This is a genomic window from Paenibacillus sp. N22P23, assembly GCF_059383735.1.
Genome location: NZ_JBXENT010000002.1, coordinates 713,115 through 725,938, shown reverse-complemented (window position 1 = coordinate 725,938; position 12,824 = coordinate 713,115). Strand labels below are relative to the sequence as shown.

The window sequence follows — 12,824 nt, the reverse complement described above, 5'->3', positions numbered from 1 at the left end:
GGTTTTCACCCCTAGGACGTACGCCCTGTTTCTCGCTCCCGTGCCTGCATATCATGATCACACTACTGCTAAACGGGAGTTGAAGCGATGCCAAGCCACATGCGAATCAGAAGCAGCAAGGTAAAGATAGATGTGTTAATCCCGGCGATCGAGAAGGATCTCGTCACGCTCCCCTATGTCATTAATGCCGTCCGAAAACAGGTGAAGCATCCGATCGGCCGGATTAATATCGTTTCGCCGAACAGCAGCCGCATTAAGGCGCTGTGCAGGCGTAAAGGCTGCAGGTTCGTGAACGAGAACCGCGTGCTGCCGATTACGAAGAAGCATATCAACTACCGCTCCAAGAAATGGGAGCGTTCGGGCTGGATGTTCCAGCAGCTATTAAAGCTTGGCGGGGACAACGTCTGCTCGTCGAACCATTTTCTCGTCATCGATGCGGATACCGTGCTCATTCGCCCGCATGTATTCCGCTCAGGCGGCAAAACGCTGTTCTACTGCAGAGGCTGGAGCCAGCCGGAATATTTTCGCACCTACAGGAAGCTGATGGGGAGGAAGGCACCTCGGCCGGCATCCTTTGTCACCCACTACATGCTGTTCGAGAAATCGAAGCTGCGCCAGATGAAGAGAACGATTGCGGCGAAGCACGGCACAAGCTGGTACAAAGCGATTCTGAGAAGCATGGACAAAACGAAGCAGTTTGCCTTCTCGGAATTTGAAACCTACGGCAACTATCTCTATACCCGAACTCCGGGCGGCGTCGGGATTAGGAAAGCGCTGAATAAAAGCTTGAATATGAGCGCAAGTCAGCTGTCACCGCAGCGGACCAGGGCACTCGCCAGCAAGTTCCGGTCGGTCTCGTTTCATAAGCGCAAAGGCTATTCGCGCAGGACACGAAAGCAATGAAGTCGGGTCACATGCTGCAAGGAGTGATAGAGAAGGTGATTCGGAAGCGAAAATAAGGTTCGCCGCGAGCGAGCTTCAATGTATGTTCGAGGGGGGATGGATTTGCGAGTTGTACTACTCAGCGGAGGTTCGGGGAAGCGGCTGTGGCCGTTATCGAACGGAATCCGGTCGAAGCTCTTTTTGAAGCTCCTCCCGGAAGAGAGCGGAAACGGCGGCAAGCAATCGATGATCCAGCGGATATGCAGCCAACTGGAAGAAGCGGGATTACTTTCGGCTACCACGATAGTAGCGCATGAAAGCCAAGCGGAAATTACGGCCAATCAGGTCGGCGACAAGCTGTCCTTTATTGCCGAGCCCCATAGAAGAGGCACCTTCACGGCCGTTGCGCTGGCAGCAGCCTATCTGCATGACAAGCTTCAGGCTGCGCCGAGCGAAACGATCTGCGTGATGCCGGCTGATATTTATGTCGAGTCGGCTTTCTTCACGCAGCTCTTGAAGTTTCCGGGGGTCCTGTCACAATCGGGCACGGAGCTGGCGCTGCTCGGAACGGCTCCCAGTCATCCCTCCAGTCAGTTTGGCTATATCGTTCCGTATCCGGTCGATGATGATGCGGCGGACACGAGCTTAAGCCAGTTTCTCCCCATTGCCCGGTTCGTGGAAAAGCCGGATGAAGAGCATGCTGCTCGTCTGATCGACAATCATGCGATGTGGAACTGCGGCGTTTTCGCTTTTCCGTTATCCTTCATGCTTTCTTGCTTAACGAACAAAGGACTGCCCAGCGATTATGAGAATCTGCTGAACTGCTACGAGCAGCTTCCGGAAGCTAGCTTCGATGTCGAGGTTGCGGAGAAAACGGCGAAAGCCGTGGTCATTCCGTATGACAAAGGCTGGAAGGATCTCGGGGACTGGAAGGTGTTTCCGGAGTATTTTGGCGGGAGCGTCATCGGTCTTGGAGAACTAACGGGCGAATGCGTGCAATCGCATATCGTGAATGAGCTGGAATGCCCGATACATGTCATCGGCGTTTCGAATGTTATTGTTGCAGCGAGCACGGACGGTATACTTGTGGCCGATAAAGGCAAATCCAATCAGATCAAGCAGCTGCTGAGCGGCTCGGAGCAGTCTAGGTCAGGGGAGAAACGATGGGGAACCTATCACATTCTGGATCATTCCAAGGCCGATGCCGCTTCGGAAACGTTAACGAAGAAGATTGACATGCTGCCCGGGAGGCATACAAGCTACCACCTGCATGGGAATAGACAGGAAACGTGGGTCATTCTCTCAGGAACGGGAACGTTCATATTGGAGGGCGTGCAAGCTGCGATTCATACCGGCAACGTGCTGCAAATTCCCGCAGGCGCGAAGCATGCCGTTCTGGCGATTACCCGGCTCGAATATATGGTCATCCAGATTGGCATCGGCTTGGCTGAGGAAGATGTCCAGCGTATCGCCGTTTCGTGGGAGGATACGATTCGGCTGTGCGCGCAAAGCTGAAAAGGCCCGGCAGGCGGTGAGAGCCTTCCGGGCCTTTTTGCGGCATGCCGCAGGCTTGGTGTGATGAGTTTATGGATTTGGCCCGGCAACAGTCGCACTCATTATGGATGAAACAGTGCGTGAACTCCGTGTCAGTCATGCGCGCGCGAGTTGTCGCGGAATTTCGCCGGCGTAATATGCATGAGCGTGCGGAATGTGCGGGCGAAATAATGGATGGAGCCGAATCCGGTCTGCTCCGCGATTTCCTTGATCGACAGATCGGAGAATCTCAGCAGCTCGGCAGCTCGGCGGACGCGCTGCTTGCGCACGTAGTCTGTGTACGATTCATGGACGCCGGAGGAGAACAACCGCGAGAGATGGCGCGGCGACAGGTTGATCTGTGCCGCCACCTTATCGAGAGAGAGCTCTTCATCGCTCAGGTTGTCGGTGATGAACAGCTTCGCTTGCTTCAGCAAGGCCGATGAGCTTCGGCGTGGCGCCCGCGATTGCCATTCGGCTTGCTGGATCGTCTTGCAGAATACGCCGGGCATCGCGAGCAGAAGCGAGGCGGCGAGCTGAGGAAGCACGGAATCCGGCAAAGAGGGCGAATCTGCGGGGCGCCTCAGCAGCGACCGCCACAACTCGGCGGCAGGCATATCGTCCGTATTTTGGACGACGCAGGTTTCCGTTTCCGCCAGCGCTTGGAATGCGGCGCGTACCGCATCAGAGCTTCCGTTCTCGTCGAGCTCGAAGGCGACGAAGAGCAGGCTGTTCTCCGGCTCCCCTTGAATGAAGTGTGTGATGCCGGGGCGGGAGCAGAACATCGTCCCTTTTTGCAGAGGGTAGGTGATGCCGTCGTCGAGATAGGAGCCTTTGCCGCCAAGTACATAGCAAATTTCGAAGAAGGAATGCTTATGCAGAAAATTGGACGTATGACGCTCGTGCGCACCCCAGTAATGAACGGTAAATACCGCTTCGGCTGTTTTAAGCCGCAGGGCGTATTGATTCAGCCACGTGTCGCTTTCTTCCCACAGATACATGACAGACAGGCACCTCCGTACAGGTTATATTGGAATGGCGCGAAAAGACAAAAAGCTGACCTCTCTGGCTAAAGACCGAAACCCCTTGATTCTACTACAATAAGGTCATAGGAAAGCGAATTCACTCATAGGGGGATTGTAGCATGATTACAGCTCAGGATGTAGAATTTTACAAAGAAAATGGTTATTTGCTTGTTAAAGGCGTATTCAACAAAACGGAAATTGAACAGATGCGCAATGCGGTTGACGGTATTATCGATCGCGCAGCAAGAGCGAATATGGACCACAATGCACAGTGGCAAGGTGACTTCCTGCCGGCAGAAGATTTGAAGAAGCTCGTTCTGAAAGGTTTCCATGACGTGCATTACCATGATGCTTCCTTCCTTCGCGCTTTGTCGCACCCGAACATGACGGATGTGCTGTCACAAATTATTGGGCCGAACGTTCAACTGCACCATTCCAAAATGCTGGTGAAGCCGCCAGAGAACGGTGCCGCGTTCCCGATGCACCAGGATCACCCGTACTTCCCGCATGAGCAGCATACGATGCTGGCTGCAAGCGTTCATCTGGATGACGCGGACTTGGAAAATGGCTGCTTGCACGTTATGCCGGGCTCGCACAAATGGGGCGAACTGCCGCATATGGGCAGACATTACCTGAATGCCAAGGAATATCCGGTATCCGATGGTGTGCCATGTGTTGCTGAAGCGGGCGATGTGCTGTTCTTCAACTACTTGACCATTCACGGCTCACCTGCAAACCGCAGCGAGCGTACACGCCGCAACGTATTGTTCCAATACCGCAGCGCGACAGACTTCCCATCCAAACAGGAGCACATCAACTGGGGCATGGGCCTCATGGTATGCGGCGAGAATCCAAACTTCAACAAAGCAAGACCGGAATATTCGGTTATTTCTATCTAAATATGAGGCCGGACAGGGGCGACCCTGTCCGGTTTTTTTTGTTTTGTGCTCGGTAGCGGATATGACGCTAACAGTACGTAATTCCGGGCAGATTCGCTCCAACCTCGTGTTTTCTGTGCGATAGCGGATATGCCGCTTATCGCGATCAAACTAACCTTTTTTGAGCTCGATAGCGGATATGCCGCTATCAGAACCGCAATCCCGTCTGATTTGCTCCAACCTCGAGTTTTTTCTGTGCGATAGCGGATATATCGCTTATCGCGATCAAACTAGCCCTTTTCTGAGCTCAATAGCGCATATACCGCTATCAGAACCGCAATCCCGTCTGATTCGCTCCAACCTCGCGTTTTTTCTGTGCGATAGCGGATATACCGCTTATCGCGATCAAACTAGCCATTTTTTGAACTCGATAGCGGATATGCCGCTTTCAGTAACCAGTTCCCGCCATTGTCGTTCTAAACCGGAGACCACTGCAACTGCAGTGTGAGAGTCGGAAAAACCGACTCTCGACTGTAAAGCGCCGAAAAAAGTAGCTGAGAGACGGAAAAGCTGCCTCTCAGCAACCAAGCTAACCAAATTCCGTGCAAGTTGGAGGCTGAGAGTTCGGAACCCGAACTCTCAGCAGCAAAAACGCTCGATAGGGAAGCCGAGAGTTCCAGAATTGAACTCTCAGCAACCAAACTAACCGAATTCCGTGCAAGCTGGAGGCTGAGAGTTCGGAAACCGAACTCTCAGCAGCAAAAACGCTCGATAGGAGATGCTGAGAGTTCCAGAATCGAACTCTCAGCAACCAAACTAACCGAATATTGCCCCCGCCACCAACCAGCCCACCACCGTCTGCCTCGCACCAACCAGCCCACCACCATCTGCCTCGCACCAACCAGCCCACCACCATCTGCCTCGCACCAACAAGCCCCACCACCATCTGCCTCGCACCAACGAGCCCCGCCAGATGTGCACTTCGTTCCTACAAACCACCAGTTCACGTCTCTTCACATGGACTTCATTTATGCGTGCTATTGTGAGTAGCGGAGAACAAATAGAGAGGTGGAATCCTAACCTTATGGATCGTTCCAGTTTGAAATTAATGGCCGCGGCGATGCTGCTGACGGCGATGCTGACGGGATGCGGCGCGCAAAACGACGAGCAGCAGCCGACTAATAACGGACAAGCGGCAGTCGGCGGGTTTAATGGCGGCGGCGGTGTGAATCAGCCGGACCGGACGGCGGATTTTTTGGCTAAAGTGGTGAAGGTGTCCGGCAATGCGATTATCGTGCAGAAATCAACGTTATCTCCAGCGGATATGCCGCGCGGCGGCTTCGGCGGTGGCCAACGTCCGAATCGGGACGGGCAAGGAAAATCAGGCGAAGGCCGAGAAGGTGCCGGCAATGGCGCTGCACCGGGGGGCGATGCTCCCTCAGATGGCAATGGCGCTGCACCGGGGGGCGATGCTCCCTCAGCCGGCAATGGCGCTGCACCGGAGGGTGATGCTCCCCCAGCCGGCAATGCAGCCGAACCGCAAGGCGATGCTCCCCCAGCTGATGGCGGGAACGGAGCCGCTGCCAATACCCCTCAAGGCAACGGCACACCAAACGGCGAAGGCGGCAAGCGTCAAGGTGGCAGAATGGGAGGCGCAGGCTTCATGGATCAAATGAAATTTGAAGATGCGCAGACAACGGTAGGCGTGGACGCCGAGACGGAAATCGTAACGATGAGCCGCGGTCAAGATGGCATGACCACGAATACGCTCAAAGCCACGGATTTGAAAGAAGGCGACATCCTTACCGTATGGATGTCCTCCGATAACAAGACGGCGCAATATATCACGCTCCGGTTCAATCCGGGAACCCAAGGAAAGGCAGGAAACGGGCAATGAGAAAATGGTGGCTGCTCGGAATCGGTGTGCTGCTAGTTGCGGCCGCAGTTGTGGTTTATATGAAAATGAATGCGAAGGAGAAGCCGCTAGCACAGGTACAATCCACGACCCAAGTGGTCAAAGGTACGATTGAGGTGCATGTGAGTGGAACCGGCAGCTTGGCCCCGCTCGACAAACAAACGGTCAAATCGACGGAGCAAGGTACGGTTGAGAAAGTCAGTGTGAAAGAAGGCGATATCGTCAAGAAAGGCGATGTATTGCTGACGATCGAAGGCCTCGACAACTCCGACAAAATCAAATCAGAAAAGCTCAACCTCGAAAGTAAGCTGCTGGACTTGGAGGATACACAGTCCAAGCTGAAATCAGCGACAGAGGAGAGCGACATTTCCAATATTAAACTAAGCTTGAAGAAACAGCAGCTGGCGATCCAGCAATCCAGAACTTCGATTACTGATTTGGAAGATGGCCAAGAAGGAATCACCATCACAGCGCCGATCGGTGGCACAGTAACTACGCTATCTGTAGTCGCAGGTGATTCACTAAATCCTTCAACCGAGATCCTAACCATCGCAAACTATGCTTCCTTACAAATGGTTGTAGGTATCGATGAGCTCGATATTGCTAAGGTCAAAGCAGGCCAGAGCGCGACGATCTCCGTTGAAGCATTGGCTGACCAAACCTTCACAGGCAAAGTTGTCAAAATCGCGGATGAAGGTACGGCAAGCAACGGAGTAGCGTCTTTCGATGTGACAGTTGCCCTAGATAAAGCGCAAAATCTCAAGAGCGGTATGTCCGCGGAAGCAAGCATCGAGATCGAGAAGAAAGAAAATACGCTCATGCTGCCGATTGATGCGGTTCAATCTCTAGGCAAGCGCTATATGGTAATGCTCCCAACCGGTACGCAAACTGCAACTACCGGTGCTGCAGGCGGTCAATCCGCAGCAGGCGGCGGCAAACAAGTTGCAACGCCGGATAAAAATACGGATAAAGCAGCCTCCGGCGATCAGCAAACGCAAGGCCAGGGCCAATCCAGAGGCGAAGGCCAGCAAGGCCAGGGCAGAGGTCAATTCACCGGCCAAGCAGGCGCAGGCGGGGGAGGCCAATTCGCCGGCCGAACAGGCTCCAGAAACGGTGCAAACAGCCGCTTCGGCAATGGCATTCCGCAAATGATTGAAGTCGGCATTCATAATGAAGACTTCATTGAAATCCTATCCGGACTTAAAGAAGGCGACAAAGTTGTCGTGCCAACTGTTGTAGCTTCAACCGGTACAACTGGAGCGCAAGCCGGCTTTGGTGGAGCAGGCGGTTTCGGTGGTTTTGGCGGAGCAGGCGGCTTCGGCGGAGGCGGCGGTGTTCGAGTCGAACGCGCAGGCGTCGGCACAACTCAGCAACGCTCCGGCGGCGGAGGCGGAGGCGGCGGTGGAGGCACCGGCGGCGGGGGAACACGATAATGGAAGCCAAACGTGAACCACTCATTCATATCGAGAACTTGTCCAAGCTGTACAAAATGGGCGGGGAAACCGTCCACGCACTTAACGACATCTCGCTGCAGGTCGATTATGGAGATTTTATCGCCATTATCGGTCCATCGGGATCCGGCAAGTCGACGCTGATGAACGTCATTGGTTGTCTGGATGCGCCGACTGAAGGCAAGTATTGGCTGGATGGCGAGGAAGTGAGCCGGCTTCGGGAGAATAGGCTTGCCGAAATTCGCAACAGCAAGATCGGATTTATTTTTCAAGGCTTCAATTTGCTTAATAAGCTGTCAGCACTTGAAAATGTCGAGCTGCCGCTCATCTACCGAGGCATCCCGGCCAAGCAGCGCAAGGAACAGGCGATCGAGGCGCTCACCAAGGTTGGACTCGAAGAGCGGGTGAAGCATAAGCCAAGCGAACTGTCCGGAGGGCAACAGCAGCGCGTAGCCATCGCACGAGCATTGGCAGGCAATCCGCCGATTCTGCTAGCCGATGAGCCGACAGGAGCACTCGATACCCGTACAGGTGTTGAGGTTATGGGGCTGATGAAGGAATTGAACAAGCAAGGACATACCATTGTCCTCATTACGCATGATACGGCGATTTCGCAGCAAGCGCGGCGGGTTGTGCGCATTCAAGATGGTCAAATCAGTGAAGAAGGCGGTGAGAGACGTGAACGTCAGTCAAGCCTTCAAAATGGCGGCTAAAAGCATCCTTTCCAATAAAATGAGATCGCTGCTCACGATGCTGGGCATCATTATCGGGGTAGCGGCTGTCATTGCGTTGGTCGGTGTCGGCCAAGGGACAACGAAGCAGGTCACCGATCAGGTGGAGAGCTTAGGCACCAACCTGCTCACTGTTAATATTACGGGGCGCGGCTCCAAGACGACCGTGGATTATAAGGAAGCGGAAGAAATAACGATGAAGGACGATATCGCATTCGCCGCTCCGATCAATCAGTCGAACGCCACCGTTAAGAACGGAAGCGAGAGCACGTCAGTCAGCGTAGTAGGGACGACGGAAGACTACCTGGACGTGAAGGAGTATGAAGTAGCGGCAGGGCGGTTCGTAGCGCAGATCGACCTCGATTATTATCAGAAGATCGCGGTGCTGGGATCGACGACGGCGACGGATCTGTTCGGAACGACGAATGCGGTCGGGCAAACTTTTCTCATTAACGGGGTAAGGTACAAAGTGGTCGGCGTGCTGGCTTCCAAGGGGAGCTCGCTGACAGGCTCGAACGACGAGGTTGTGGTCATTCCGATTACAACGGCGGAGCGGCTGTTTAAATCAAAAGGGGTTAAAACGATCAACGTACAAGTGGCGGATGCGGACAAAATGGATGCAGTCGTAACGGAGCTCGAGACAGCGCTCACGAAGAAGTTCCGCGGCGATACGGACAGCTTCCGCGTCTTCAACCAGCAGGATCTGCTCGATTCCTTCAGCAGCATCTCGGATACGCTATCGCTGGCACTTGGCGGCGTTGCAGCGATTTCCCTGCTTGTTGGCGGCATCGGGATCATGAATATCATGCTCGTATCCGTCACCGAACGGACGCGGGAGATCGGCATTCGCAAAGCGATCGGCGCGAAGAAAAAAGATATTCTAACGCAGTTTCTCATTGAGGCCATCGCCTTAAGCGGACTGGGCGGGCTGCTCGGCGTAGGCATCGGCGTAGGGGCCTCACAGTTACTATCCAAGATGATGAGTATGACGGTCGTCTTGTCGCTGCCGATCATCGGCTTGGCATTTGGATTCTCGGTCTTCATCGGTGTGGTGTTCGGCCTGTTCCCGGCGAACAAAGCTTCCAATTTGAGACCAATAGAAGCATTGCGATTTGAATAGCTCGCAAGAGGAGTGCGCAAACAAGAGGGAGAGCCTTCTCGTTTGCCCTCCTCTTTTTTATATCCTTGCCGTCCTATTTATTATATTTACGTTAGGGATTCAACTCCGATAAAGTAGCCTTATGGATGTCTACTACTAGAAAGAGGTGCTCGCGTTGAAATCGAAATTTACCTATACACCGCCGGCGAACGGTTATCCGGAATGGAACAATAACCCAGAGACTTTCGAACTGAACCGAATGAAGGCGCATGCAACGCTGATGCCTTTCGATTCTATAGAAGAAGCGCTTGGCGGCGACCGCAACGCATCCCGCAGCTGCTTATCGCTGAACGGCAAGTGGAAATTCGCTTTTGCCGAAACGCCTTCCAAACGAATCACCAGCTTTTACGAGGATAGCTTCGATACGAGCAGCTGGGACGAAATCGCAGTACCTGGTCACTGGCAGCTGCAAGGCTACGATTATCCGCAATATACGAATATCCGCTATCCGTGGGAAGCATCGGAGCCGGAGCTTATGCCTCCTTTTGCACCGACGAAATATAATCCTGTGGGTTCCTATGTGCGCAGCTTTACGGTACCTGATGATTGGAAGGGCCAGCCCGTATTTATCAGCTTCCAAGGTGTAGAGTCGGCCTTCTACGTCTGGGTGAACGGTGAGCTTGTCGGTTACAGTGAGGACACGTTTACGCCTGCTGAATTTGATCTCACGCCATATCTGCGTGCCGGTGACAATAAGCTTGCCGTCGAAGTGTATCGCTGGTGTGATGCTAGCTGGCTGGAGGATCAGGATTTCTGGCGGATGAGCGGTATTTTCCGTGATGTGTATTTGTATACAGCGCCCAAAGCGCATGTCTATGACTTCTTCGTCACGACAGAGCTGGACGATGCTTACCGCGATGCCGAGCTTAAACTGAGAGCGACCATCATGAATTACTGGGAAGCGGATCTCGGGACGGTGACGCTCGAAGCGCAGCTGTACGACAGCAAGCAGCAGCCGGTTCTGGCTCAGCCCATTATTGTGATAACGACACTTGGCAGCAGTGAAGCGGAAGTGGACATCGAAGCCTCCGTTCATGTACCTAATCCGTTAAAATGGAGCGCAGAGCAGCCGAACCTCTACACGCTTGTCATTAGCTTAAGAGATGCTGAGCAGCAGCAGCTTGAGACGATCAGCACGCAAACGGGCTTCCGTAAATTTGAAATCAAAGATGGGCTCATGCTCATTAACGGACAGCGCATCGTGTTTAAAGGGACCAACCGTCATGAATTCTCCTGTCATACCGGCCGTGCGCTCGGGCTGGAGGATATGATTACAGACGTGAAGCTAATGAAGACCCATAATATCAATGCCGTTCGCACCTCGCATTATCCGAACCATCCGCTCTGGTATGAGCTGTGCAATCAGTATGGTCTGTACGTCATCGACGAGACGAATCTAGAGACGCATGGCAGCTGGGATTACGCTCAACTGGAGCTGGTGCCGCGCAATGTGCCGGGGAGCAATCCGGCATGGACGGCGAATGTCATTGACCGGGCTAATTCCATGATGCAGCGCGACAAGAACCATCCGTCCATCATCATTTGGTCGCTCGGCAACGAATCTTTCGGCGGCGATAATTTTGTCAAAATGCATGATTTCCTTCGCGAAGCCGATCCAACGCGTCTCGTTCATTATGAAGGGGTCACGATGTGGAGGGAATCGGAAGCTGCGACAGATATCGAGAGCTTCATGTACGCGAAGCCGCATAAGCTGGCTGAGTATGCCTATGATCACCGTCCGAAGAAACCTTATATTCTGTGTGAATACAGTCATGCAATGGGCAACTCCTGCGGCGGATTGCATATCTACACAGAGCTGTTCGACAAGCATCCCGTCCTGCAGGGCGGATTTATCTGGGACTGGGTTGACCAAGCGATCTGGACAACCGGCGAAGACGGTGTCTCCTATATGGCCTATGGCGGTGACTTCGGAGAGCAGCCGCATGACGGCAATTTCTGCGGAAACGGGTTGATTTTCGCGGATCGATCCATCTCGCCTAAGCTGCTGGAAGTAAAGAAATGCTACCAGAATATCGGGATTACGGAAGTAGACGGCAAGCAAGGTCTGTACCGGATTCTGAATAAGAACTTGTTCACGAATTTGGATGCTTATACGTTGCAGTGGACGGTAGCGCTTGATGGCGTGCTTTCGGCTGAGGGCAGCTTGACTGTTTCTGTGGCGCCGGGTGAAGCTGGGGAGATTACACTTCCGCTGCCGGCTCGCGAGGAACAAACCGGGGAAGCTGTCCTGACCATTAGCTTCGTCACGACAGAGGCTGCAGAATGGGCTGCTGCCGGTCATGAGGTCGCGTTCGAACAATTCGTTCTTGCTGCTGCAAAGCCAGCTCTTGTAGGCTCTGTGAGAGTGGAGAGCAATGGTGCTGTGGAAGTAACCGAGCTTGCTAATTTGTTGGCTGTAAGAGGAGCGGGCTTCTCGGCCGACTTCAATAAAACAACCGGCAGCCTCGTGTCCTACAAAGTTGGTGGAACGGAGCTGCTGAAGAGCGCGGTTGCACCAAACTTCTGGCGTGCGTACACCGACAATGACCGCGGCAACAAGCACCACGAACGTTGTGCTACTTGGCGGAGTGCAGGCGAAGAACGTGTGCTGCGCGCGCTCTGCTATGAAGCGCTGGCTGATCGTGTCATCGTGCACGCGGAATATCTACTGCCGACTACAGTGGAATCCACTTGCTCCATTACGTACACGGTTCTGGGCAGCGGTGCGATTCAAGTGCTGCAGCAGCTGGCACCGGGAGAAGGGCTGCCTGAAATTCCGGAGATCGGGATGATGCTCGTCATGGACGGCTCCTTCGAGAACCTGGAATGGTACGGCAAAGGGCCGCATGAATCGTATTGGGATCGCCAGGGCAGCGCGAAACTTGGCTTATACCACGGCAAGCCGGCGGAGCAATTCGTTCCCTATCTGCGACCGCAGGAGTGCGGTAACAAAATGGGCGTACGCCGTGCAGCAATTGCCAATGGTTCTGGAACGGCACTGCACATTACCGGCGCACCGTCTCTTGAACTGAATGTGCTGCCGTATACGCCATTTGAGCTTGAAGCGCATGATCATGTATATAAACTGCCAGCCAGCGATAAGACGGTTGTACGGATCAACTACAGGCAAATGGGCGTAGGCGGAGATGACAGCTGGGGCGCACTACCGCATCCGCAATATTTGCTGCAAGCGAACAAGACCTATGCGTTCACCTTCACGCTGCAAGGTAAGTAAGTACAAAAAAGCGTC

General features: G+C 53.7%; 10 protein-coding genes. 8 read left to right on the top strand and 2 right to left on the bottom strand.

All coding sequences use genetic code 11. From position 1 onward, the window contains the following. Positions 1–87 precede the first annotated feature (87 nt). Together AC506A_RS13775 and AC506A_RS13770 are read left to right on the top strand one after the other, a co-directional pair. The gene (locus tag AC506A_RS13775) at positions 88–903 is read left to right on the top strand and encodes a DUF6492 family protein (RefSeq protein WP_495461564.1); all 816 of its coding nucleotides are present in this window, start codon (positions 88–90) and stop codon (positions 901–903) included. Between the two features lie 102 nt (positions 904–1,005). Next, complete coding sequence (locus AC506A_RS13770) at positions 1,006–2,397, top strand: sugar phosphate nucleotidyltransferase (RefSeq protein ID WP_495461563.1); 1,392 nt, start codon at positions 1,006–1,008, stop codon at positions 2,395–2,397. Between the two features lie 131 nt (positions 2,398–2,528). On the opposite strand, the gene AC506A_RS13765 is transcribed toward AC506A_RS13770, so the two are convergent. Continuing rightward, positions 2,529–3,416, bottom strand: a complete 888-nt coding sequence (locus AC506A_RS13765; protein ID WP_495461562.1) for an AraC family transcriptional regulator — start codon at positions 3,414–3,416, stop codon at positions 2,529–2,531. A gap of 143 nt (positions 3,417–3,559) precedes the next feature. Here AC506A_RS13765 and AC506A_RS13760 point away from each other — a divergent pair, with 143 nt between their 5' ends. Beyond that, positions 3,560–4,339, top strand: a complete 780-nt coding sequence (locus AC506A_RS13760; RefSeq protein WP_495461561.1) for a phytanoyl-CoA dioxygenase family protein — start codon at positions 3,560–3,562, stop codon at positions 4,337–4,339. Between the two features lie 795 nt (positions 4,340–5,134). Here AC506A_RS13760 and AC506A_RS13755 read toward each other — a convergent pair. Further along, positions 5,135–5,275: a hypothetical protein gene (locus AC506A_RS13755; protein WP_495461560.1), complete on the bottom strand. Its 141-nt coding sequence runs from the start codon at positions 5,273–5,275 to the stop codon at positions 5,135–5,137. Positions 5,276–5,402: 127 nt separating this feature from the next. On the opposite strand from AC506A_RS13755, the gene AC506A_RS13750 reads away from it, so the two are divergent. From AC506A_RS13750 to lacZ, 5 genes are all read left to right on the top strand, one after another. Next, entirely contained in the window at positions 5,403–6,215 is an 813-nt protein-coding gene (locus AC506A_RS13750) for a hypothetical protein (RefSeq protein WP_495461559.1), read from the top strand. After that, complete coding sequence (locus AC506A_RS13745; RefSeq protein ID WP_495461558.1) at positions 6,212–7,666, top strand: efflux RND transporter periplasmic adaptor subunit; 1,455 nt, start codon at positions 6,212–6,214, stop codon at positions 7,664–7,666. The genes AC506A_RS13750 and AC506A_RS13745 overlap by 4 nt, the downstream gene beginning before the upstream one ends. Continuing rightward, positions 7,666–8,397, top strand: a complete 732-nt coding sequence (locus AC506A_RS13740) for an ABC transporter ATP-binding protein (protein WP_495461557.1) — start codon at positions 7,666–7,668, stop codon at positions 8,395–8,397. The genes AC506A_RS13745 and AC506A_RS13740 overlap by 1 nt, the downstream gene beginning before the upstream one ends. Next, entirely contained in the window at positions 8,363–9,535 is a 1,173-nt protein-coding gene (locus tag AC506A_RS13735; RefSeq protein ID WP_495461556.1) for an ABC transporter permease, read from the top strand. The genes AC506A_RS13740 and AC506A_RS13735 overlap by 35 nt, the downstream gene beginning before the upstream one ends. Positions 9,536–9,689: 154 nt before the next feature. Next, positions 9,690–12,809 (top strand): beta-galactosidase, LacZ type, encoded by a 3,120-nt coding sequence (gene lacZ, locus AC506A_RS13730; RefSeq protein WP_495461555.1) that lies wholly within the window; start codon positions 9,690–9,692, stop codon positions 12,807–12,809. Positions 12,810–12,824 lie beyond the last annotated feature (15 nt).